The sequence below is a fragment of the Leifsonia sp. YAF41 genome, from assembly GCF_052113185.1.
GTDB lineage: Bacteria > Actinomycetota > Actinomycetes > Actinomycetales > Microbacteriaceae > Cryobacterium.
On the sequence record NZ_JBFRCS010000009.1, the window covers coordinates 48,494 to 71,907 of the forward strand.

Below are 23,414 nucleotides of genomic sequence, written 5' to 3' on the forward strand. Positions count from 1 at the left end.
GATCCGTGAGTAAGTTCTCGACCCGCCCGCCTGTGGAGGAGCGTTGCGGCACCGCACCGATCGACCGGCAGGCCGTGGTCGAGCCGGTCGAGGGGACGCACCCAGGTCTCGAGACCGGCCCACCGGGTCTCGACAAGCTCGACCACCGGGCGGGTCGCGCACTCGAGCACGCGCGGGTCGCGCACTCGAGCACGGGCGGGTGGCGCACTCGAGCACGGGCGGGTCGCGCACTCGAGCGCCCAAGGCGTTCGAGCGCGCTAACAGTTCTTAGAGGAATCTGAGACCCCCCGGCACAGACTCAATCAGTTGGCCACGCGACATCCGCGCGCCAGCAGAAATGAGTGAAGTGACGGTGACAACCTCCGGGCCCGATGTGTCGACACAGCAGCGGATGCTCCCGTTGCGACCGCTCGCCCACCCGCGGGCGATCACGATAATGAGCGTTCTCGCCCTCTGCGCGGTGATCGGATTCGGTCTGCTCGTCGCCCGCACGCCCGGCTGGTCGGCCTCCGAACTCGGAATCGATCAGTGGCTGAGCCTGCACCACACGCCCGTTCTCGACAGCGTGGCGCTCACTATCGCATGGCTGTTCGATCCGGCGATGGCGCTGGCAATCACGCTGGTCTCGGCAATTCTGATCGGGCTGGTCACCCGCAATCCCGCCCGCGTTCTCACGTTCCTCGGCATGATCGCCGTCGCCTGGGGCGGCAGCGAGCTGATCAAGTGGATCGTGCAGCGACCGCGACCCGACGCCACCCTGTTGGCGCATCCGTTGCTCACCGAGCACTCATTCGGCTACCCGAGCGGGCATACCTGCTTCGTCGCAGCCCTCGGCCTGGCTCTGATCTTTGTGGCGCGGGATCACCCGTCGCGCCCGCTCGTCATCACCGTGGCAGCCCTCGCAACGGTGCTGGTCGCCGTGTCTCGCGTCTACCTCGGAGTCCACTACCCCACGGATGTCCTGGCCTCCATCGTCTACTCGCTCGCGGCGTCGGCTCTCGCCCTCGTCATCTGGCTGCAGAATGTGGTGCCGCGCGTTTCGGTCTTGCTCAGGGGCGGGGCATCGCCGCAGGACCAATCCATGGGCAGTTAGATTATGTTCACGAGGCGAAGCGGAAGGATGGGTCCCCGATGACAACGACGAAGACGACAACGACGAAGATGACAACGACGAAGCCCCGGCTGCTTCTCATCGAAGACGACACAGAGCTCGGGCCGCTGATCACGGGTGTGCTCGCGGAATCCTATGACGTCGAGCTGGTCACTGACGGGCAGACCGGCCTCGACCTCGGCATCCGTGACGACTACGACGTGCTCGTGATCGACCGCCGGCTTCCGAGTCTCGATGGTCTGAGCATCGTGCAGGCTTTGCGCTCGCACCACGTGACCACGCCGATCCTGCTGCTCACGGCGCTCGGCACCATTGCCGACAAGGTCGACGGCTTGGATGCCGGCGCCAACGATTACCTGGTCAAACCGTTCGATTTCGACGAGCTTCTTGCCCGCCTCCGCGCGCTCACCCGCGAGTTCACCGCTGAGGGGCCGGCCGTCGACATCGGCGAGTGGACCTTCTACCCCGACGACCACAGCATCCACTCGCCGCACATCGGCCGCATCCTGCTGACGCCGCGCGAATCCGATCTGCTGCGGCTCTTTGCCACCCGGCCCGATCGCACTTTCAGCCGGGAGCAAGTCTTGAGCGCCGTCTTTCAAGTCGGCGAGCAGCCCGGAACCGTCGACACCTACGTGCACTATCTGCGCCGCAAAACCGACAAGGACATCGTGCTGACCGTGCGCGGTCGCGGCTACCGTTTGGGCCAGCTATGAACCGGTCGGGCCGCTCAGTTCCCGACAGCGACGCCGCCGCTGTCGGCCGCGCGTCCCGGATCATCGGCTGGCAGATCACCGCGGGGGCGACGGCGATCGTGCTGTTCTTGGTAGTGGCCTCCGTCATTTTCATCGTCAATCAATCGCAACCGGCCGAACTGCTCGAGAAACCGAAGCCGGGTGAAACCCGCATTTACATCGATTCGACGGCCGTGCTCGTCGCCGTGATCGTGGTCGGCGTCGTCGCCATTGCGATCGCGGGCGTGCTCAGCTGGGTGGTCGCCCGGCGCGCGGTGCGTCCGCTCGGTGAGGCACTGCGGATGCAACGAAGTTTCGTCGCGGATGCGAGTCACGAACTCCGCACCCCGCTCACCGTGCTCGACGCACGCATTCAGGTGCTGCAACGCGGCCTTGCGCCCGGCGACCCGGTCTCGCCGGCGGTGGCGGACATCCGTCGGGACACCCTCGCCCTCGTCGCTGTGGTAAACGACCTGCTTCTGGTTGCGGCGAGTGAGGCGCCGGAGGGCGCCACGCCTGTGATTGACGTGGTTCCTGTGGTCGAGCAGGCCGTGCAGTCGATGCGTGTACTCGGCGATCAGCGCGGCGTTCAGATCGAGTTCGGGCACGAGTTCGTGCCCGACCGTACACGCGCGCATCAGCACGACGGCGAGGTGTTGGCGAGGATTCCGGCGGCAAGCATTCAACGCTGTGTCGTCGCCTTACTCGACAATGCCATTGCGCATTCGCCGAACGGATCGCACGTTTCCGTGACGCTTCACGCGTCGAAGGCGACCTTCGATCTCGTGGTCGCCGATCAGGGTGCCGGAATTCAAGGAATCGACCCGGCGCACATCTTCGACCGATTTGCGCACTCGAGCGCGGCGGAGTACCCGTCGGCAAATCAGCGGAGCGGGTTCGGAATCGGGCTGGCGCTCGTGCGCGACGTCGCCGTGCGGAACGGCGGACAGGTCCAGCTGCGCGAGTCATCGCCGGCCGGAACGACGTTCGTGTTGACGTTGCCGACAGCGCACTGAGTCGGTGGTTGAGGAGCGCCCGACGGAGTCGGCCGCGTCTCGAAACCTCGCGAGCCGATCTCTGAACCTTGGTTGCGCTTGAAGGACGGCTTGCGGGATTTCGAGACGCGTGCTCGCTGCGCTCGCGCGCTCCTCAATCACCGAGTTCCACTTCTTGGACGTTTCTGGGAACGCATCCGCTCAACTGGTGAGACACGGGCGCACACCGCGCCCCCTCTCGCGAAACGGATGCCCAATGTCAGATCTCACGGCAACACGTGCCGACCGACGCGTTTCCACCGGCCTCAACAAGGTTCCCGACCCCACCGCCATTTTCTGGATCATCAAGATTCTCGCGACCACCGTCGGAGAGACGTTTGCCGATTTTCTGGCAACCAACCTGAACCTCGGCCTCACCAACACCACCATCGTGATGGGTGCGCTTCTGGCAATCGTGCTGGTCTTCCAGTTCCGGGCGATTCGCTACGTGCCGGGAATCTATTGGCTGGCGGTTGTGCTGATCAGCATCGTCGGAACCCTGATCACCGACAATCTCACCGACAACTTCGGCATCCCGCTGGGGACAACGACCATCGTCTTCGCTATCGCACTCGCCGTCGTCTTCGCCGCTTGGTATGCCAGCGAACGCACCCTGTCGATTCACTCGATCACGACTCGGCGTCGTGAAGGGTTCTACTGGCTCGCCATTCTTTTCACCTTCGCGCTCGGAACGGCCGCCGGCGATCTGATCGCCGAAGGTCTGAACCTGGGCTACTTCGTCTCTGTATTGCTCTTCGCCGCCGCGATCGCGCTGGTCGGCTTGGCCTACCGCTTCGCCAACCTGAACGCGATCCTCGCCTTCTGGGTGGCCTACATCCTGACCCGTCCGCTCGGGGCCTCGCTGGGCGACTTCCTCTCGCAGCCCGTCGCTGATGGCGGACTGGGGCTGGGCACCGTCGGAACCAGCGCCATCTTCCTCTCCGCGATCCTTGCGCTCATCATCTCGTTGACCGTCCGTCAGCGGAAGGAACTCGCCTCCTGGCAGGCTGACCTCGCATGAGCGGCATTCTGATCGGCAGCATGAGCAACATGAGCAGCGGTATCCTCGACCCCCAGGCGCTGATCAACGGCGCCGGGGCGTGGGGGCTCGCAGTCGTGTGCCTCATCGTCTTCGCCGAGACGGCGCTGCTCGTCGGGTTTTTTCTGCCCGGTGACACGCTGCTCTTCTTCGCCGGGGTGCTCACGCTCACCGGCGCGCTCCCCGCGCCGCTCTGGCTGGTGATCGTGGCCGTGAGCGTTGCGGCAGTTCTCGGCGACCAGGTGGGCTATCTCATCGGACGTCGGGCCGGACCGGCGATTTTCAACCGCAAGGAATCGGGTCTGTTCAGCCGCGCCAGTGTGGCGAAGACCGAGTCATACTTCAGGCGCTTCGGATCGGCGACGGTCATCGTCGCCCGCTTTGTGCCGATGGTTCGCACCTTCACCCCGGTGATCGCCGGAGTCGGCTCGATGCGCTACCGCTCGTTCATCACGTTCAATGTGATCGGCGGCGTCGCCTGGTCGAGCGCAGCCATTCTGCTCGGCTTCGGCCTCGGCCATGTTCCGGGAGTGGCCGAGTTCACCGCGCGCTACCTCGATCTGATCCTGCTCGGCGTCATTCTCGTCTCGACGGTTCCGGTGCTCGTGCGCAGCCTGGTGTTGCGTCGGCGGAGTCGGCTGAGGCCGGCGAACGCCCGGTAGGGCAATCAGCGCGACCGCGCCGCCGACTCGAGACGCTGGAGAAGAGCGGCGAGGAGTGCCTGCTCGTCGCCGCTCAGCACATCCGTGATCGCTCGCTCGGTCTCAACGTGATCCGGGAGCGCCTGCTCGATGAGCGTCGTCCCGGCTTCGGTCAACGCGACAAGGGTGCCGCGCCCGTCGTCGGGATTGGCCTCCCGCGCGATCAGCCCGCGAGCCTCGAGTTTGTTGAGGCGCTGCGCCACCGCACTCGACGTGATCATCGCATCCCGGGCGAGCACCGCCGGCGCGATCCGGTACGGCGCACCACTCCGCAGCAGGGTTGCAAGCACGTCGAACGACCCGGAATCCAGTCCGTGCCGCGCAAAAGTCTCGGCCAGGCGCGCGTCGATCGCGAGCGCGGAACGGCTCAGCCGTCCGATCACGGCCATTGGCGACACGTCGAGGCCGGGCTTCTCCGCGTGCCACTGCTCGAGAATCCGATCCACCTGATCTGCCATGCATCCACCCTAGCAATTCGCTAAGCACTTAGCTATTATAGCTAAGTGCTTAGCAATCGAACTCTGCTCCTCGTCACCACCGCCGTTGCTCCCGCGCTCTGGGGAACGACCTACCTCACGACCACGACGTTCCTTCCACCGGATCGCCCGCTCCTCGCCGCGACCCTTCGCGCCCTCCCCGCCGGGCTCCTTCTTCTGGCGCTCGCGCGACGGATGCCGCAGGGCGCGTGGTGGTGGAAGGCCTGGGTTCTCGGGGTACTCAACATCGGCGCCTTCTTCGCACTGCTCTTCATCGCGGCCTACCGGCTCCCCGGCGGGGTCGCCGCTGTCGTCGGAGGAATCTCACCACTCGTCGTCGCCGTGCTGGCGAGCCGGGTGTTGCACGAGAGACTGACCACACGCGTGATCGTCGCCGGAGCGGCCGGCGTGCTCGGTGTGAGCCTGATCGTGCTGCAGGCGCAGAGCCGATTGGATGCGATCGGGGTTCTTGCCGCATTCGGCGGAACACTCTCCATGGCCACCGGCATCGTGCTCTCGAAGAAATGGGGCCAACCTGCGCCGCCACTCGCCACCACGGCGTGGCAGCTGATCGCGGGTGGGCTCACACTTCTCGCGCTGCTTCTGGTCTTCGAAGGTCTTCCGGCGCAACCGCTGACGCCCACCAACCTGATCGGCTATGCCTACCTGTCGGTGGTCGGAACCGCCCTCGCCTACCTGCTCTGGTTCCGCGGAATCGCGCGACTCCCCACGAGCATCCCCGCGTTCTTAGGATTGCTCAGCCCAGTCGTCGCCATTCTGGCCGGCTGGCTTATTGCCGGAGAGACGCTCACTCCCCCGCAACTAGCCGGAATCGTGATTGTGCTCGGGGCGGTCTCGGTGGCGGTGCGGCCGCCGCGCGGGTCGGGCGCCGCGACGCGCGTCGGCCCCAACCCGCGCGGCGGCGCCCAGCCCGCGCAACGCCGCGTGGCTGCGTCTGAGGAATAGCTCGCGGGGTCTCGACAGGCTCGACCACCGAGGTTCTACAGCCGGTTGATTTCCGTCAGCCGAACGACGGCCTCGCCCGCTTCATCCGACGCCTCGAGATCGACCTCAGCCGTGAAGCCCCAGTCGTGATCGCCCGCGGGGTCGTCGAGAATCTGGCGTACCTTCCACGAGGTGGCGCCCTCTTCGATGATCAACAGCGCGGAGCTGCGTGCGTTGGCACCGGTCAGAATCTCGTCGTGCTCGTCGTAGTAGCCGTCGAGCGCGTTGGCCCAGGCATCCGCGTCGAAACCGGATGCCGCATCCAGCTCACCGAGCGCGTCATACTGCTCACGCGCGGCCAGCTGCACCCGACGGAACAACTCATTGCGCACCAGAATGCGGAACGCGCGCACGTTCATGGTGAGCCGCTTCGGGGCCGGCGGCAGCACCACGTGCGCACCGGCGGCGTGGGCTTCGGCATCGGGGTGGATCAGTTCTTCCCACTCGTCGAGCAGGCTCGAGTCGACCTGGCGCACGAGCTCGCCGAGCCATTCGATCAGGTCGAGCAGGTCTTCGGTCTTCGCCTCGTCGGGAATCGTCTGCCGCGCCGCCCGGTAGGCGTCGGAGAGGTAGCGCAGCACGACGCCCTCGCTGCGGGCGAGTTTGTAGAACGCGATGAACTCGCCGAACGACATCGCCCGCTCATACATGTCGCGCACGACCGATTTGGGCCGCAGCTCGAAGTCGGCGATCCACGGCTGCGACAGCTTGTAGGTATCGAAGGCGTAGGTCAGCAGTTCATCGAGGGGCTTCGGGTGCGTGACTTCTTCGAGCAGCGCCATCCGCTCGTCATATTCGATGCCTTCGCGCTTCATCGCGGCGACCGCTTCGCCGCGGGCCACGAACTGCTGGCCGGAGAGCACCGGGCGCGGGTCATCGAGGGTCGACTCCAGGATCGAGATCATGTCGAGCGCATAGTGACCGGTGCCGGTTTCAACCGCCGGGTCAGGGTCAAGCAACTCAAACGCGGCGAGGGCGAACGGCGACAACGGCTGGTTGAGCGCGAAGTTCGCCTGCAGGTCAACGGTCAATCGAATAAAAGGTCGGTGGCCGAGCTTGTCGAGACCCTGCTCCACGATTCCGGCGGCACGCAGCGTCTTGTAGATGCCAAGAGCCCGACGGGCCAGCTCGAGTTGACGCTTCCACGGCTCGTGGTTGTCGAAGACCAGCGCGTACACGTTGGCGAAGGCGTCGCCGCCGCGGGCAATGACGTTGATCAGCATGGCGCTGGTCATCTGCATGCTCGAGGTCAGGGTCTCGGGCTCGGCCTCAATCAGGCGGCGGAACGACGGCTCGCCCCAGGAGACGAATCCTTCCGGAGCCTTCTTGCGGATGAGCTTGCGCTTCTTCTTCGGGTCGTCGCCGGCCTTCTCGATGGCCTTGAGGTTCTCGGTCTCGTGGTCGGGAGCCTGTGCGACGACGGTTCCGGCCGTGTCGTAACCCGCGCGGCCGGCTCGACCGGCGATCTGGTGGAACTCGCGTGCGTTGAGCTGGCGCATCTTGACGCCGTCGTACTTCGTCAGCGCGGTGAAGAGCACGGTGCGGATGGGCACGTTGATGCCGACGCCGAGCGTGTCGGTGCCGCAGATCACACGCAGCAGTCCGCGCTGGGCAAGCTGCTCAACCAGTCGGCGGTACTTCGGCAGCATTCCGGCGTGGTGCACGCCGATGCCCATCCGAATCAGGCGCGACAAGGTCTTGCCGAAGCTCGTCGTGAACCGAAACTCGCCGATCAGCTCGGCGATCGCATCCCGTTGCTCGCGGTTCGCCACCTTGGCGCTGGCCAGCGCCTGCGCGCGCTCGAGCGCGGCGGCCTGCGAGAAGTGCACCACGTAGACGGGAGCCTGGCCGGTGCCGAGCAGCTCTTCGACGGTCTCGTGGATGGGCGTCATTTGGTAGAAGTAGTGAAGCGGAACCGGGCGCTCGACACCGGTGACCAGCGCGGTCGGCCGGTTCGTGCGGCGGCTGACGTCGGCCGCGAGATCGGTGACGTCGCCCAGCGTCGCCGACATCAGCACGAACTGCACGCGCGGCAGGGTGAGCAGCGGCACCTGCCAGGCCCAGCCGCGGTCCGAGTCGGCGTAGAAATGGAACTCGTCCATCACGACCTGGTCGACCTGGGTGTCCTCGCCGTTGCGGAGGGCGAGGTTCGCCAGAATTTCGGCGGTGCAGCAGATGATGGGCGCGTCGGCGTTCACCGAGGAGTCGCCGGTCATCATTCCGACGTTCTCGGCGCCGAAGATCTCGACCAGTGCGAAGAACTTCTCGCTGACGAGCGCCTTGATCGGCGCCGTGTAGAAGCTGCGCTTGCCCGCGGAGAGCGCCGCGAAGTGAGCACCGATCGCGACGAGCGACTTTCCGGTACCGGTCGGCGTCGACAGGATGAGGTTGGCGCCGGACACGATCTCGATGAGCGCTTCTTCCTGCGCCGGATAGAGCGACAGGCCTTGGGCACCGGCCCACAGCTCGAATGCTTCGAAAAGCACGTCGGGATCGGTGACGTGCGGGAGCGCTTCGAGAGTTGCCATGATCATTCGATCCTGCCCTATTTGGCCGCGCTTCTCCCGCCGACCCCCGAAAACCGGTCGGTTACGATTGACAGAGGCGACGCGTATGCTGCGTCGCATCGGTCAGAATCTGGCCGGCACCTAGTCACCTCGGCGTCGACTCGGCTCACAGCTCGCCGGACTCACGTCAGAACTACCGAGAGGAACCTGATGATTTACGGATTCCTCATCATCGACATCCTGCTGATTCTTGTGCTCATCGCAGCGTTCTTCAGCGGCTACCGCAACGGCCTGCTCCGCAGCATCAGCGGACTCATCGGCCTCGTGCTCGGCGCCTTCGCCGCCTATCTCGTCGTGCCCTGGGTGGGCTTGTGGGTGCCCGCCGTCGAATGGCGTGCTGCGGCCACGCTCGCCGCCGCCATCCTGCTCGTGTTCGGCGGCTTGTCACTCGGGCTCTCGATCGGCCGCCGCATCGGCGGGCGCGCCCGACGCACCGTGCTCGGCTGGCTCGATCGCTTGCTCGGCGCGGCGTTCACCGTAGTGGCGACGGCACTCGCGATATCGATGCTGGCGTTCAGCCTCGGAACCCTCGGCATCCCCGGCCTCTCGACAACACTCGCCTCCTCCGGCGTCGTGCGCGCAATCAACGCGATCACTCCCGACCCGGTTCAGACCTGGCTCGCCCAGTTGCGGTCGGTGGCGGTGGCCGAGGGCCTGCCTTTGATCACGGATGTCTTCGACGGCCCGGCGCCCGTGCTGCCCGACCAGGCGATCGACAACCCGGCCATCGAAACGGCGGTGCAATCGGTGGTGCGCATCACCGGCAACGCCTTCGACTGCGGCCAGAACCAGTCGGGCAGCGGATTCGTCGCCTCGCCCGGACGAGTCGTCACCAATGCGCATGTCGTGTCGGGAGTCACCGAGCCGGTCGTCGAGTCGCCGAGCGGTGACGTCGTGCAGGGAACCGTCGTCTACTTCGACCCCACCATCGACTTGGCCGTCATCTCGGTGCCTGGCCTCGACACACCCGCGCTGCAGCTGGGCGACAACCTGAAGCCGGGCGGGGTCGGTGTGGCCGCCGGCTATCCCTTCGGCGGGCCGTTCGTCGCCGACCCGGCCACCGTGATCGCACGCGGCCCGCTGATGTTGCAGGAGACGACGGCACAGTCGCTCAGCACACGCGAGGTCTACACGCTGGCTTCGGACATCCAGCAGGGCGAGTCGGGTGGCCCGCTGCTCTCCGACACCGGACACGTGGTCGGGGTCGTCTTCGCGAAATCGGCGCACACCGCCAACGTCGGCTACGCCCTCGGGATGCAGGAGGTCTCCTCGGTCGTCGACCGGGCTCCCGGGTTGAGCGTCCCGGTGTCGACCGGCGCCTGCGTGCGCGGCTGATCGCGTCCGCTGAAGCAGACGACTGCGGGCGCAGACAACTGCCAGACTTGAGGTGACCCTGCACCGGGGTCACAAGTGAGAGGTTCGCATGACAATCACCGCTGCCGCCGACGGTTCGGCTCTTGGCAACCCCGGTCCGGCCGGGTGGGCTTGGTACGTCGATGATTCCTGCTGGGCTGCGGGCGGCTGGAAGCACGCCACGAACAATCAGGGCGAGCTCAAGGCTGTGCTCGAGCTGTTTCGCGCAACCGCCCACCTCGACGACGACCTCCTGGTGCTCTGCGACAGCCAGTACGTGATCAACTCGGTGACCAAGTGGATGCCCGGGTGGAAGAAGAAGGGCTGGCGCAAGGCCGACGGAAAACCGGTCATGAATCTCGAACTCCTGCAGGAGATCGATGAGGCCTTGGTCGGGCGCAAATACCGTTTCGAGTGGGTCAAGGGGCACGCCAACCACCCGCTCAATGAGGCAGCCGACTCCCGCGCGCGCGCCGTGTCGGAGGCGTTCCAGCGGAACGCCCCGATTCCGGAAGGCCCGGGTTGGACGAAGGGCGGCACTCCGGCGAATCGCCCCGCCGCGTCGGGTTCCGCTGCGTCGGGTTCTGCTGCGTCGGGTTCTGCTGCTCGGCCAGCCGTGAAGGCGGCGACGAAGCCGGCGGCTGCCGCGTCACAGCCCACCGCGTCACATCCCGGCTTGTTCGACTTCGACGACCTGGGTTCCGCTGAATCACAAGCGCCGGAGCACACTCTCACACTGAAACTCAACGCCGACGAGTTCACCGCATTGACTCGAAAGGCTGCCGCGCGTGGCCTGACCAGCGAAGACTTTCTGCGTGGCCTGATCTAGGTCTACACCGTGCGCGCGCAGCGAAAGCCGATGTGCGTGGTCGAGGTGTCTTCGGCCTGCGGTGACCGCGCAGCCGGCCGGTAGCGCAGGCAATATTCGGGCGCGCAGAGGTGGGAGCCACCCTTCAACACCCGGCGCGGAATGGTCGACCCCGGCTCGGCACTGGCCGCCGCGGCTGCGCGCGAGTTGGAATCGGATGGCCCGCAGGCGCAGCTGGGTCCGCATCCGCCGGCGTTGGCCGGGTCGCCGGAGCCCTCGGACTCAGTTGCCGGCTTGGCCGAAGAATCGGCCAACAGATTCAGTCCAACCGGCGCCGTCAGGCCAGTAGCGACAGCCGGTGCCACCGGCCGGTGACTCGGCGTGTAGAAGTCACTCGTCCATTCCCAGGTGTTGCCGCACATGTCGACCAGGCCGAAGCCGTTGGGCTCGAATGTTCCGACCGGCGAGGTCCCCACCCAGCCACGGGCGCCGGTGTTGCGGAACGGAAAGTCTCCTTGCCAGGAGTTGGCCCGGAGATTCAGTGGGTCCTGCGGCTCATCGCCCCAACTGTAGGTGCGGCCCTCCAGGCCGCCGCGCGCGGCATACTCCCACTCCGTCTCGGTCGGCAGGCGCTTGCCGGCCCACGCCGCGTACGTCGTCGCATCCTCGTAGGCGATCTGCACGACCGGGTGATCGTCTTTGTCCGTGATCGAACTAGCGCCCCCATACGGATGCCGCCAGGTCGCGCCCGGCACCCAGTCCCACCACTGACGCCAATCCCCCAGGTTCACCGGGCCGGGCGTTCCCGCGAACACCAGTGCGCCGGGCACGAGGTCGGCCGGGTTCGCGCCGGGATAGTCGGCGGGGTCCGGCATCCGCTCGGCGACCGTGATGTAGCCCGTGTCGGCGACGAATCGAGAGAACTGACGGTTGGAGACCGGGGCGCGATCCAGTTCGAACGGAGCGACCTCGACCAGCATCACCGGCCCTTCTTCGGGATAGAACTCGGTGGACCCGCGCTGATAGCTCCCACCGGGTAACGCGATCATCCCGGTCGGGACGGTGGGTCGTGCTTCGGCGGTTGAGTCAGTCATCGATTCCAGGTCCCGTCGTCAGGTGCTCACATTCGATCTCGATCTCAATCTAGATCGTGCGTGCGATCACAGCCGGATTCCGCCCCACAAAAAGAGTGTCGCCAATACGCCAAGCAAGAGGGTCGAGGCCGCCATCGCGGCAATCGGCCATGCACTGACCGAATGCAACGCATCCGCCGGCGTCGGCTTCTGGGCCATCGGCGCCTGGGTCGTCGGTTCCTGGGCTGTCGGCGCCTGGTTCGTCGGCGTTTGCGCGGCCTGAGTCAGCGCCAGGTGCGTACGCCGGTACCTAAAGCGCGCGCCGACGTACGCGGCGAGCGCGAGCCCCATGCCGCCGATGCCGGCGACGACCGCCACCGCGCCGAAATGCGGAGCGGTGAACCGAACGGCAACCGCGCAGGAGACACCGAGCGCGAGCACGGTGCGCTGCCAAGCGAGAAATGTGCGTTCAGGTTGAAGCCCCTGATCGAACACCTTCTCGGTGTTTGGCGGGCTCATCCGAGAAGCATTCCCACCGCGATCAGCAGGGCCGCGACCACAATGCCGACGGCCAGGATGCCCGACAGAGCCGGGGCGGGCAACGGTCGGCTCTCACGCATGGCGCGTTCGGTGCGCATCCAGCTGAACCACGCATGGACGGGTGCGGCCAGGCCGAGAAGGATGAAGATCCCGGCCGAGTAGAGACGAAAGTCCTCCCGGATCGGGAGCTGCAGCGCCTCCAGCGCGACACCGGCGGCGATCAAGGCCAGTGAGGTGCGAATCCAGGCGAGAAAGGTGCGCTCATTGGCGAGACTGAACCGGGGGTCGGGTTCCTCTCCGTGCCGGTAGACAGCCTGGGGAAAGCGCCGAAGGGTCATCTCGTCCTCTCCGAGCCCGCGGACGCCTGTGCCCGCGGATGTCTGTGCCCGCGAACCCAGATTACGCGGTCGGGCTGTCTGCGGTCGGTAGCGGCCTACCGACCACTACGCTCGTGCCATGGCTCCCCTCGGTTTCGCTTCTGATCTGTTGCGGCCGCAGCGCGGCAACGATGCGCACCGGGTCACCTTCATTGAGCTGTTCTTCGACCTGGTTTTCGTGTTCGCCGTCACGCAGGTGTCGCATGTCTTGCTCACCCATCAGAGCGTCATCGATCTCGTGCAGACGGTCATCATGGCGGCCGTGGTCTGGTTTGCCTGGATCAACACAACGTGGACGACGAACTGGCTGAATCCCGAGCGCGGTTGGGTGCGCGGGATGCTGATCACTCTCATGCTGGTCGGGATGCTGATGGCGAGCGCCATCCCGGAGGCGTTCACCGACAAGGCACTCCTCTTCGCCATCGCGCTCGTCACGATGCAGCTGGGACGCAGCGTGTTCACGGCCCTCGCCTTCGCCCGATCCCGACCTGCCCACGCCATGAACTTCGTGCGCATCGGCATCTGGGAGGCAGCGACTGCCGTGCTCTGGATTGGCGGCGCCCTGGCGCCGGAGGAGGCACGTCTCTGGATCTGGCTGGCCGCTGTGCTCATCGACTTCTCGGGCCCGCGCGCCCGATTCTGGGTTCCGGGACTCGGCAGGTCGGGGCTTCACACCTGGAACATCACCGGAGAGCATATGTCGGAACGGGTGAGCCTGTTCTTCATTATCGTGCTGGGCGAATCAATCATCGTCACCGGGTCGACCTTCGCTGCCGCTCCGCTCGAGGGGCCGTACCTGCTCGCATTCCTCTCGGCGTTCGTCGGCACGGTGCTTCTCTGGTTGCTGTACTTCAACCACGGACAGCAGGGCGGCAGCGAATTCATCAGCCACGCCAATGAGAAGGAACGCGGGCTGATCGCCCAGGTGGCCTATACCTACATTCCGCTGCTCATGGTGCTCGGCATCGTGCTCACCGCCGTCGGCGACGGCCTGGTTCTGCGTGAGCCGGACGAGCCGACCGATCCCTGGGCCGCCGGCCTGCTCTGTGGGGCTGCAGCACTGTACCTGCTCGGAAACGCCTTCTTCCGCCGCGCCGTCGGCGGGCCCTGGCTGGTCGGGCATCTCGTCGGCGCGATCGTTCTCGCCGGCCTTTTAGCGCTCTACCCGCTGCTTCCGTCGCTTGCCCTGGCCTGGCTGGTCAACCTGGTCTTGCTGCTGGTCGTGATCGCCGACGAATGGGTGTGGCGTCGCCTCGTGGCTCGCGACGGTCGCGACCCCCGACGGAGAGGCTCGGCATCGCCGCTGCTCTAATCGGATGAGTCTCGACCGCGATGCTTCTCAGAGTGGATGCTGCGCAGAACGGATGCTGCGCGCATCGCGTGCACGCAGCATCCCACCGTCAGTGTGCCGTACCCCTGCCTGAGCGACGCACGGCAGCAACACCCGCGCCCGCCATCAATAAGAGCGCGGCCAGAGCGGCGAGTCGAGCGGCGTCGACGCCGGTCAGCGTCAGCGCCGATCCGAACAACGCGGGCGACCGCGGCTCCGACCCGCTTCCCGGAAGTCCGCCGGTTCCCGACCCGTCAGGGTCAACGCCCGGCGTGACAACGGGGGGAACGACCGCGGGCACCCCGATGCTGACTGCGGCAAAGTCGACGCTGGTCAGAAACACGTCCCCGGCCCCCGAGTTCTTGGCGCCTGCGACCTGTCCTGCCGTCAGGCCTTGAATCCAGGTTGATCCGTTTCCGCCTGAGAGGTAGAGGTTCGCCTCGTCGTACTCGTCGGCGCCGTCACGCTCGACAGAGCCGAACTGCGAACGATCAATAACGGTTCCCGCCGGGTCGATGGTCAGTGTGAAGACGTCGACGCCACCGGCACCGGCGCTGATGCGCCCGTTGGTGTGGCCGCCGACCAGGATCCGGCCCGCCGCATCCGTGGCAATCGCAGCCCCGCGATCATCACCAGCTGAACCCGTCTGCGTCGTCCACTGCGTTGAACCGTCGGCGCCCAACGCGATGATGAACGCGTCATTTTCTCCGGCTGCGGCCGCGCCGAGCGTGCCACGGGTGAATCCAGTAGCCACCACGCCGGATGCCGTTGCGACAAGCGCAGAGACCTGGTCGCTGGCTGCCGTGCCGACCGGGGTCAGCCATTCGCGCGTGCCATCGGCGGTGAACTTCGCGATCCAACCGTCGGATCCCCCCGCCGCAGTCGTGCCGGGCATCGCGCCGCCACCCACCCCGCCCACGTACACGCCGCCGTCGGCACTCGCAGCAACCGCGAATCCCTTGTCTTCACCGGTGCTTCCGAACTGAGTCGCGAAAAGCACAGTCCCCGCCGCATCGACGTGGGCGACGATCGCATCCTTGTCGCCGGCGCTCGTGCCGCCCGGGAGTGTGCCCGATGTGTATCCGGTGAGAAAGGCTCCGCCCTTCGTGTCGGAGGCGACACCGTAGACGCGGTCGGCCGCCGATTCGGAACCGAACGTTGTGCGCCAGAGTTCAGTTCCGTCAGCATCGAGCTTGACGGTCAACGCGTCGTCATTTGATCCGCCGTTGTGGTTCTGTCTCATGAACCCCGCGATGATTGCCGACCCGTTTCCGCCGTCGACGACCCCGTAGGAGCGTTCGTTCAGGGCGGTCGCGATGGGGGTGACCCAAACTTGTTTCCCTGTCGAATCGAGCTTCTGCACCACAACGTCGAAGCCGCCCAGGGCGTTCTGTCCGAGCAGCGAGTCAGCGGCGTTCACCGCGTGGATAACGCTGCCGTCGGCCAGACCGAGCACTCCACCCGCCCTGTCGTCGCCGACCGAACCGAACTGTGCGCCGGTGAACGGAGCGGCAGGCTCGCTCTGCAGGTATCCGGCGAGGTCGACAATTCCCTCTCGAAACCCCGCGTCCCAGACTCCCCATTCGTGGCCTCCGTCGTAGACGCGCAACTCGGCGCTCACTCCGGGCACCCGCTTGGCCTGGTTGTACAGGGTTGCCGCTTCGTAGTCGAGGTCGTGAATTGCGTCTTCCGGCTTCGGGTTTGCGTATTCGTCGTCACCGACACCGATGAACAGGTGCACAGGAAGTGCCGGGTTCAGCGCAGCGAATGAAGCCGGGTAATTGAGCGCCTGATACCGGGCTTCGTCGTAGAGTGCGCTGCCGACACCATAGGCGCCGAACTCGCGCGTCGACGAGTCAACCGGAGTCGATGGGGCGTAGACGGCAGGGCTCAACACGAGTCCGGCCGAGAAGAGATCCTGATGCACCGTCGCGTAGCGGAGCGCCCCTGCACCACCCATCGAGTAGCCGCCGACGGCCCGAGCCGCCCGGTCGGCGAGTGTGCGATAGTTCGCATCGATGTAGCCGACAAGGTCGGTGGTGAATGCCGTCTCGACTTTCACCCCCGGCGTCGTGCCCGAGCCGGTGCCCGTGTACTCGGAGTCAACGTAGTAGCTGCCGCCGTTGCTCCACGGGGCGTCGGGCATCACCACGATCATCGGCGGGATGGCACCGGATGCGATGAGCTCGTCGAGCGCGCCGGCCTCCTGCTGCCAGGCAGCCTGCGTATCGCCGCGACCGTGAAGGAGGTAGAGCGACGGATAGGTTGTCGCCGCGTTCGCGTCGTAGCCGGCAGGGAGATACACGGTGAAGTCGACGGCGCCGCCGACGGCACTGCTCGGCGCGCTGTCGGCAACCAGCTGGCTGCCGGCAGCGTAGGCGGGATCCGCACCGATGACGGTTGAGGTCGCGAAAAGTCCGAGCGACAGTGTCACTCCGATGGTCTTTATCCACATCATTGTGGTTCCCTTTCTCGGGGTTACGTCAGGTCGAGCTGGTTGTGGGGTGGTCAGTTGAGGGTGGGCGAGCTCGGGCTCGGCGAGGCGTCGAACCGAGTCGCGAGCCCGAGGATCGAGCGGGCCCGGCCGAGCATGGCCGGGTCGACCATCTCCCCGCTGGCCAGGGTCGAGACTCCGCCGGCCTGAATCGAAGCCACGACCGCCGTCGCCCAGGCCACGGCGTCACTGCCCGGGCGAAAGACGTCGGCGATCACCGCCAATTGGGTCGGGTGCACGGCGGTTCGGCCGACCCAGCCGAGCGCACGCCCGCGCTCGGTATCGGCGCGCAGCGCCTCGACATTGCGGATGTCGGTGAACGCGGAGAGCATCGGGGCCGGCAACTCTGCAGCCCGCGCCGCAAACAAGACCCGAACCCGGGCATAGTCCATGGCCGCAGGGTCCGCCGTTCCGAGATCACTCGCCAGATCGGATTCCCCGAGCGCCAACCGAACGACGGACTTGTGTTGCGCGATGAGCAGGGCGTTCTCGACGCCGCGCGCGGTCTCGATCAGTGCGGCAAGGGGGCGGCCGGGAGCGAGCGCGACGACAGCATCGAGGTCTTCGGCAGTCTCGACCTTGGAAACGCGCAGTTCGAACGAGGCCCGCACCGGGGCAAGCGCGGTCAGGTCGGCTCGAAAATCGGCACCGTGATCGTCGCCGTTGTGTGCGTTGATCCGCACCTGAATCACCGGTCCGGTCGTACTCTGGCCGCGCGCGCTCAGCCACCGCACCACGGCGACACGGGCGGTCGCCTTCTGATCGGGGGCGACGGCATCCTCAAGATCGAGAATCACGAGATCGGCGCCCGTCGCGACGGCCTTGTCGAAGCGGTCGGGCCGGTCCCCTGGCACATACAGCCCGGTCACGAGCGTCGAACCATCTGGCCCGCTCGGTTCGGTCGTCGCGGCCGCAGTGAATCCCTGCTCGGTCATACGATCCCCCGTTCACGCAGTGCCTCAAGTTGGGCCTGACTCACGCCGATCTCGTCGAGTACGGCAGCGGTGTCGTGGCCGTGCCGACGGCCCGCCCAGCGGATACCTCCCGGCGTGCCGGAGAGGCGGAACAGCACATTCTGCATTTTCAGCGGTCCCAACTCGTCATCCTCCACACTCTGCACAGTGCCCAGGGCGGCATACTGCGGGTCGGTCAGGATTCCGCGCACGTCGTACACGGGCGCAACGGCGGCCTGGGCTTGCTCAAATGCCTCAAGAACCTCCGTCGTCGGGCGCTTCCGAATCCATGAGGAGACGGCGTCGTCGAGGATGTCGGAGTGCAGCGCGCGCTCATGCCCCGACGCGAACCAGGGTTCGGCCACAAGTTCGGGGCGCCCCACCAGGTGCATGACACGTTCGGCGATCGACTGGGAGCTTGTCGACACGGCAACCCACTCGTCGTCGGCGGTGAGGTAGACGTTGCGCGGTGCGTTGTTGACCGACCGGTTCCCGGTTCGTTGCTGCACCGTCCCGAGCTGATCGAAGGCCGTGATCTGGCCACCGAGCAGCATCAGAATAGGTTCGATGATGGCCATGTCGACGACCTGGCCAATGCCGGTTCCTTGCTCGACGCCGCGCAGCGCGACCATGATCGCATAGCTCGTGGCCAAGGCCGCGATTCCGTCGGCGAGGCCGAACGGCGGCAGAGTGGGCGGGCCGTCTGGCTCACCGGTCAGCGCCGCAAATCCGCTCATGGCTTCTGCCAGGCTCCCGAATCCCGGGCGGGCGGAGTACGGGCCGAACTGACCGAACGCGGTCACCCTGGCGATCACCAGACGCGGATTCACCGCGTGCAACGCGGCCGGGCTGAGTCCCCAACGCTCCAGCGTGCCTGGCCGAAAGTTCTCGACGAGTACATCGGCATCCGCGACAAGTTTGAGCAGCAGTGCTGCACCGTCCGGCGCACCGAGGTTGATCGTGACGGTGCGTTTGTTGCGCCCCAATGTCTTCCACCACAGGTTCACGCCGTCTTTGGCGGGGCCGTGCCCCCGGGCCGCGTCGGGTTTGGCCGGGTGCTCGACCTTGATGACATCGGCACCGAAATCGCCGAGGAACGTCGCCGCCAACGGGCCGGCGAAGAGCGTCGAAACGTCAAGGACACGGATGCCGGTCAGCGGGCCGCCCGATGCCACTGGTTCAGTCATCGGTCGCCTCAGCTCCCGCCGGCGCCTGGTCCCACGCCAGCCGGAAACCGATGTTGGAGGATCGTTCGATGCCGAGACCGGCGACCAGCAGCTTGAGGCTGAAGTCCGCGGATTTCGGCCCGCCATCGACATACCAATCGGAGCCGAGCGACTGGTGGTCACTCCCGCCCTTGAGCATGACGAACCGGGTCACTCCGTCGCTGTGTTCGCTCTCGGTCAGGTTCCACACGACCGGACTCGAACGGTGGAATCCGGGGTCGGCCGCAGCGACCTGCCATTCGAACTCGGTGGGCAGGCGGGCGCCGGCCCAGGCGGCGTAGGCACGGGCATCGGCCAAGTTGACACGGGTCGCCGGCGCGTCGACCGACGACGCGGCATCCGCGGTGAAGAACCGGTTCGCACTGACCGGGGTGTAGCCGCTGTCAACCAGGAACGCGATGAACTGACCAACGGTCACTTCGTGGCTGGCCACGGCGACGTCGCCGAGGGTGGCCTCGACCGTGTCGAGGCGCGCATCGTGCAGGCGGGGCGGAAGCGGCTTCCACTCCTCCTGATAGGGAGCCCCCTGGTACATGCCGGATTCGCGCCGGCGATGGGCAACGGGCAACACGCGGGTGCCCGCGGCGACGCCGACGGCATCGGCGGGCGGGGTCGCGCTCTCGCTCGGCACGACGTCGACCCGGTGTGCAAACCGGGCGGGGAACGTCGTATCCGCATGCGCGGCACCGGTCAGCGCAGGGTCGGCCAGGTCGGCCGCGGCGGCAGCGAGCAGGTCGGCCAGCCAGTCGGGCCGCTCGCCCCGAACCGCCAGGATTCCAGCGACGCCCCTGGCGGGAACCGTGGTGGCCCCATCGGGCAGCGGCTGCCCCGTCGTCACGTCGATGAGGAGGCCATGAATGGCGTTCTGCTGCAGCACCGCCCCGACGTAGTCGGTTGTTTCGCGGTTGATGATCGTCCAGAGTGTGAGGTCGCCGAGCTCGAACCGCGACGCATAGACGCCGGCGGCCAGTGCCTCGGGCCTGGCGTCGGTGAGCGGGGTCCACTCGCCCTCGACCAAGACCGGGTTCAACGCCCGCTGCACGCGCAACATCCGTCGCAACGTGCCCTTGTCACGTGCGTTCCAGCCGACCCAGACGCCGAAGACGGCGTCCCAGACCAGCATCCCCGTGCCATTCATCCAGGCCGACTGCAGCTCGGCGCTGTGGTCGTGGTTCCACCGTCGGGTGGAGTGCATCATGTGCCGGCGCTCGTACCAATGTGCACGCATCACACCGGGTGCGTCGCTGTCGGCAAACCACTGGGCCCAGCTCAGCTGATGGTCTTCGATGCGCTGATTGGGAACCCGCGACTCTCCCTCAAGCACCTGCGGGGGCTCGGCGTTCAGGAGGGCAGCGATGAGACCCGCGTCCCCCTCTTTCATGGTGTCGAGAAAGACACCGTCTACGCCGAGTTCACCCACGATCAGGGCCAATTCCGCCGGGTCGTCATGCGCCGCTCGGCGGGTGCCCGTGTCCCACGGGTTGTAGTCAATGAAGACTTTGAGGCCGCGGTTCTGAAACTCGGCGATCAGGTCGGCGAGGCCGGGCACATCGCGATAGAAATCGAACTGGTTGCGGTCGTCGATGCCGATAATCGGGTAGGCGTGCCAGAGCACGATGCCATCGAATCCACCGTGATCGCCGGTCGACTCCAGGTAGGCGTCAACGGTGAATCGTTGACTGGCGTGATCGAAGAGACGCTCGTCGAACAGCCAGGTCAATGCGACGCTGTAGCAGGCTCTGGTCCACCGGGAGTGATCGAGTTCGTAGATCGCCCCGCTGTAGTCGAGGCGTTCCCGCGCCGAGTCGCGCCAGGCCTGCATCGCTGCACGCCAGGCCGGCCAGTCGGCCGGGTTTGCGGGYGCGGCAAAGATCTTGGCGATGTCACCGACGGCCGGATCGAGAAGACCATCGGCCGGCAAAACGGTGGGCAGGTCGATCGACCGGGGCACCAACGGGTTGATCTCGTTGGTGTTCGTTTCGTCGGGGTCGCTGTGGTGCAGCAGCGTGCTCATCGGGTCTCCCCCAGGGCGAGGACGACGGTGCGCTCGGCCAGCTCGTCGAAGGGCGACTCGTTGAATCCCGGAATGCTCGAGGTGAGCGTATTGTGCAAGGGGTCAATCCAGGTCGGCGGCAGAGCGGATGCCCCGGCCAACGCCCCACAGATCGAGCCGACTGTTGCACCGGTCGAGTCGGTGTCCCACCCACCCGTCACGGCGAGCGTAATGGCTGTGGCAAAATCGCCACCGCTGCGGGTGAGTGCGAAGGCGAGCAGTGCCGAGTTGTTGAGCACGTGCACCCAGTGCAGCCGACCGTATTCGGCGTAGATCGCATCGAGCGCGGCCTCGGTGTCAAGCGTCGACTCGGCGACGGTGACGCCGAAACGGATGGCTGCGGCATAGCGGCTTTCGGCCGGTACGACGCTCAATCCCGCTTCGATCACCTCACCGATGCTGCCGGCGACGAGGGCTGCAGAGCAGGCGGCGGCAGCGAACAGTGCGCCGTAGAGGCCGCTCCGTGCGTGGCTGAGTCTGGCGTCGGTGAAGGCCATCGCCGCGGCGCGCCGGGCGTCGCCCGGCGAGACCCAGCCGTAGACATCCGTGCGAATCTGGGCGCCGATCCAGTCCCGGAACGGGTTCTGCACGGCTCCGGCATCGGCCGGCTCATAGCCGTCGAGCAGGTTGCGGTAGACGATCCGTTCGGCGGTAAAGACGCGTCCGCCGGGAAGATTGGCGAGCCAGGATTGCGCGACATCGTCGGTGGTGAACTCGGTGCCGAGCCGTTCGAGCAGATCGAGCGCGATCAGCGGAAAGTTGAGGTCGTCGTCTTCGGGCATGCCATCGATGTTCTCGACCAGGCTGGTCGGGCGGCTGCGACGATTCCACGGGTAGGCCGCGGCGACGTCCGGGTCGAGACCGACCTCAGTGAAATACGAGGCGACCGGCCAGTTGCCGGTCGATTCGGCGATGGCCCGGATGCCCTCTCGCGAGATCTTCTCCACGGGTTTGCCGAGCAGACAGCCCGAAGCGCGGCCCAACCAGGCGCCGAGCACGCGGTCGGACAGTTCGTCGGCCGAGACCGCCGGAAAAGTGGGAGACGCCGGCGCCAGTGCCAGAATCTCGGCCAACTGCTCTGGTTCGCGAACGCGCAACGCCCGGGGAACCGCGAGCTCGTCAATCTCGCGCAGCAGTGTGCGGGCCAGAGACCGGAGCAGCGGGGCGGCGGGGACCGGTGTCGCGCCGTTGACCGCGGCGACGTCGGTTCCCCCGGCGCTGACCCAGCGCCGGCGGATCTCGCCGACCTCGACCCCGTCGAGGTCGGCGGCGACGAGCGCGTGTGGCAGCAGGTCTTCGGGTTGGGTCCAGCTGAGGCGCAGCACTACTTGGCGCCCGCTGCGACTGCGATGCCGGCCGGTACGGCGGCGGATGCGGCCAGCGCGCCCATCGCGCCGGCGCGGCTATCGAATCGTCGCTGGTCGGCCGCCCAGACATCGCGGGCCACGGCGGCCATGGTCGGGCCTGTCGCGAAGATGTCCATCCGGCTTCCCTCGTTGACGCCGTCGACCCATTCGCGCGGAAGGCTGGCCGTGCCGCCGAGTGCACCGGCGATCGAGCCCGCCATCACGGCGATGGAATCGGAGTCACGCCCGTAGTTGATTGAGCCGAGAACTGATTCCGAATAGTCTCCGCGAGCGGCGACGAGCATGCCGAGCGCGATCGGAAGTTCTTCGATCGACTTGGTGCGGCTCGGAATCCGCGCGTCACGGGCGGGAGCCCGGTAGTTGGGGCCGACCGTGTCGAACGGTTCGACGGCCTTGCGCAGGGTGGCCAGACCACTTCGCCAGTCGGTGACGGATACGGCGGCCTCAACGACTGCTTCGATTGCGTCGCGGGTGCCGTCTTTGGCGAGGCGCAGGGCGACAGCGATGACCTGGTCTACCGACGAGTCGACACGCAAGGCTTCGGCCACTGCCGCGGCATAGACCCCGGCCGCTTCGCGTCCGTAGCTCGATTGATGTGCGCCGGCGACGTCGATCGCTTCGGCGTACGCGCCATCCGGCGATCCGGCGTTGACGATTCCGATCGGGGCGACGTACATCGTCGCGCCGCAGTTGACGATGTTTCCGACGCCGGCCTCGCGGGGATCGATGTGGCCGTACTGAAGCCGGGTGACCAGCCATTTCTCAGCCAGGAAGATGCGGTGCAAGAGTAGCGATTCGGTCTCGAGCTCCGGAATCCAGCGCTTCTCGCTCGAGAGCAGGGGAACCAGGTGTGCGGCGATGTCGAAGGCGTCGAGGTGATCGCGCACGGTGTCGTAGACCTCGACGAGAACGTTGGTCATCAGGGTGTCGTCGGTGATGTGCCCATCGCCCTTGTGGTACGGCGAGATTGGGCGAGCATTCTTCCAATCCGAGAGGAACGGCGGCACGATTCCCGTGATGAATCCGTCGTAGCGTTCCTGGATCGCCTCCGGAGTGTTGCCTTCCGCCGCACCTCCGAGCGCATCGCCAATGGCCGCACCGGCGAGTGCTCCGGTTGCCTTGTCCTCGAGCAGGTCCATCAGATTTCTCCTTGATGCTGTGATGATCGGGTGG

Annotated in this window: 20 protein-coding genes; 9 read left to right on the forward strand and 11 right to left on the reverse strand. The window is 66.4% G+C overall.

Annotated features, from left to right (window positions below):
* The first annotated feature begins 346 nt into the window (after nt 1-346).
* The 5 genes from AB4Y63_RS10775 (at nt 347) to AB4Y63_RS10795 (ending at nt 4,580) form a co-directional block, all read left to right on the forward strand.
* Nucleotides 347-1,093 carry a phosphatase PAP2 family protein gene (locus AB4Y63_RS10775; RefSeq protein WP_441791039.1) on the forward strand — a complete coding sequence of 249 codons (747 nt, stop codon included), beginning with the start codon at nt 347-349 and terminating at the stop codon, nt 1,091-1,093.
* Nucleotides 1,094-1,131: 38 nt separating this feature from the next.
* On the forward strand, nt 1,132-1,827 hold the full coding sequence (locus tag AB4Y63_RS10780) for a response regulator transcription factor (RefSeq protein WP_441791040.1): 696 nt from the start codon (nt 1,132-1,134) through the stop codon (nt 1,825-1,827).
* The gene (locus tag AB4Y63_RS10785) at nt 1,824-2,861 is read left to right on the forward strand and encodes a sensor histidine kinase (RefSeq protein WP_441791041.1); all 1,038 of its coding nucleotides are present in this window, start codon (nt 1,824-1,826) and stop codon (nt 2,859-2,861) included. Before AB4Y63_RS10780 ends, AB4Y63_RS10785 begins: the two co-directional genes overlap by 4 nt.
* A 235-nt stretch (nt 2,862-3,096) precedes the next feature.
* On the forward strand, nt 3,097-3,900 hold the full coding sequence (locus AB4Y63_RS10790) for a COG4705 family protein (protein ID WP_441791042.1): 804 nt from the start codon (nt 3,097-3,099) through the stop codon (nt 3,898-3,900).
* Nucleotides 3,897-4,580: a DedA family protein gene (locus AB4Y63_RS10795; RefSeq protein ID WP_441791043.1), complete on the forward strand. Its 684-nt coding sequence runs from the start codon at nt 3,897-3,899 to the stop codon at nt 4,578-4,580. Before AB4Y63_RS10790 ends, AB4Y63_RS10795 begins: the two co-directional genes overlap by 4 nt.
* 5 nt (nt 4,581-4,585) lie before the next feature.
* Here AB4Y63_RS10795 and AB4Y63_RS10800 read toward each other — a convergent pair whose 3' ends face one another.
* On the reverse strand, nt 4,586-5,077 hold the full coding sequence (locus AB4Y63_RS10800; protein ID WP_441791044.1) for a MarR family winged helix-turn-helix transcriptional regulator: 492 nt from the start codon (nt 5,075-5,077) through the stop codon (nt 4,586-4,588).
* A gap of 45 nt (nt 5,078-5,122) precedes the next feature.
* On the opposite strand from AB4Y63_RS10800, the gene AB4Y63_RS10805 reads away from it, so the two are divergent.
* Complete coding sequence (locus tag AB4Y63_RS10805) at nt 5,123-6,061, forward strand: DMT family transporter (RefSeq protein ID WP_441791045.1); 939 nt, start codon at nt 5,123-5,125, stop codon at nt 6,059-6,061.
* Nucleotides 6,062-6,096: 35 nt separating this feature from the next.
* Here AB4Y63_RS10805 and AB4Y63_RS10810 read toward each other — a convergent pair whose 3' ends face one another.
* Nucleotides 6,097-8,634, reverse strand: coding sequence for a DEAD/DEAH box helicase (locus AB4Y63_RS10810; RefSeq protein WP_441791046.1), 2,538 nt, complete (start codon nt 8,632-8,634; stop codon nt 6,097-6,099).
* Nucleotides 8,635-8,817: 183 nt separating this feature from the next.
* On the opposite strand from AB4Y63_RS10810, the gene AB4Y63_RS10815 reads away from it, so the two are divergent.
* Both AB4Y63_RS10815 and AB4Y63_RS10820 read left to right on the forward strand, forming a co-directional pair.
* A complete protein-coding gene (locus AB4Y63_RS10815; protein WP_441791047.1) occupies nt 8,818-10,002 on the forward strand; it encodes a MarP family serine protease in 1,185 nt (394 codons plus the stop codon).
* Nucleotides 10,003-10,090: 88 nt separating this feature from the next.
* Entirely contained in the window at nt 10,091-10,849 is a 759-nt protein-coding gene (locus tag AB4Y63_RS10820; protein WP_441791048.1) for an RNase H family protein, read from the forward strand.
* Between the two features lie 2 nt (nt 10,850-10,851).
* Here the strand turns inward: AB4Y63_RS10820 and AB4Y63_RS10825 are convergent, their stop codons facing one another.
* The 3 genes from AB4Y63_RS10825 to AB4Y63_RS10835 all read right to left on the reverse strand — a co-directional run bounded on the left by AB4Y63_RS10825 (nt 10,852) and on the right by AB4Y63_RS10835 (nt 12,779).
* The gene (locus AB4Y63_RS10825) at nt 10,852-11,922 is read right to left on the reverse strand and encodes a formylglycine-generating enzyme family protein (protein ID WP_441791049.1); all 1,071 of its coding nucleotides are present in this window, start codon (nt 11,920-11,922) and stop codon (nt 10,852-10,854) included.
* Nucleotides 11,923-11,988: 66 nt separating this feature from the next.
* Nucleotides 11,989-12,420: a DUF202 domain-containing protein gene (locus AB4Y63_RS10830; protein WP_441791050.1), complete on the reverse strand. Its 432-nt coding sequence runs from the start codon at nt 12,418-12,420 to the stop codon at nt 11,989-11,991.
* Entirely contained in the window at nt 12,417-12,779 is a 363-nt protein-coding gene (locus AB4Y63_RS10835) for a YidH family protein (protein ID WP_441791051.1), read from the reverse strand. The genes AB4Y63_RS10830 and AB4Y63_RS10835 overlap by 4 nt, the downstream gene beginning before the upstream one ends.
* A 118-nt stretch (nt 12,780-12,897) precedes the next feature.
* Here AB4Y63_RS10835 and AB4Y63_RS10840 point away from each other — a divergent pair, with 118 nt between their 5' ends.
* Nucleotides 12,898-14,130 (forward strand): low temperature requirement protein A, encoded by a 1,233-nt coding sequence (locus AB4Y63_RS10840; RefSeq protein ID WP_441791052.1) that lies wholly within the window; start codon nt 12,898-12,900, stop codon nt 14,128-14,130.
* 88 nt (nt 14,131-14,218) lie between these two features.
* On the opposite strand, the gene AB4Y63_RS10845 is transcribed toward AB4Y63_RS10840, so the two are convergent.
* Genes AB4Y63_RS10845 through AB4Y63_RS10870 form a run of 6 tightly spaced genes read right to left on the reverse strand, consistent with a single transcriptional unit; the run spans nt 14,219 to nt 23,380 of the window.
* A complete protein-coding gene (locus AB4Y63_RS10845) occupies nt 14,219-16,606 on the reverse strand; it encodes an alpha/beta hydrolase-fold protein (protein ID WP_441791053.1) in 2,388 nt (795 codons plus the stop codon).
* A 50-nt stretch (nt 16,607-16,656) separates the two neighbouring features.
* The gene (locus AB4Y63_RS10850; protein ID WP_441791054.1) at nt 16,657-17,577 is read right to left on the reverse strand and encodes an HpcH/HpaI aldolase/citrate lyase family protein; all 921 of its coding nucleotides are present in this window, start codon (nt 17,575-17,577) and stop codon (nt 16,657-16,659) included.
* The gene (locus AB4Y63_RS10855; protein WP_441791055.1) at nt 17,574-18,782 is read right to left on the reverse strand and encodes a CaiB/BaiF CoA transferase family protein; all 1,209 of its coding nucleotides are present in this window, start codon (nt 18,780-18,782) and stop codon (nt 17,574-17,576) included. The genes AB4Y63_RS10850 and AB4Y63_RS10855 overlap by 4 nt, the downstream gene beginning before the upstream one ends.
* Nucleotides 18,775-20,835, reverse strand: coding sequence for an SUMF1/EgtB/PvdO family nonheme iron enzyme (locus AB4Y63_RS10860; RefSeq protein WP_441791056.1), 2,061 nt, complete (start codon nt 20,833-20,835; stop codon nt 18,775-18,777). The genes AB4Y63_RS10855 and AB4Y63_RS10860 overlap by 8 nt, the downstream gene beginning before the upstream one ends.
* Complete coding sequence (locus tag AB4Y63_RS10865) at nt 20,832-22,199, reverse strand: ADP-ribosylglycohydrolase family protein (protein ID WP_441791057.1); 1,368 nt, start codon at nt 22,197-22,199, stop codon at nt 20,832-20,834. The genes AB4Y63_RS10860 and AB4Y63_RS10865 overlap by 4 nt, the downstream gene beginning before the upstream one ends.
* Nucleotides 22,199-23,380, reverse strand: coding sequence for an ADP-ribosylglycohydrolase family protein (locus AB4Y63_RS10870; RefSeq protein ID WP_441791058.1), 1,182 nt, complete (start codon nt 23,378-23,380; stop codon nt 22,199-22,201). The genes AB4Y63_RS10865 and AB4Y63_RS10870 overlap by 1 nt, the downstream gene beginning before the upstream one ends.
* Nucleotides 23,381-23,414: the final 34 nt, after the last annotated feature.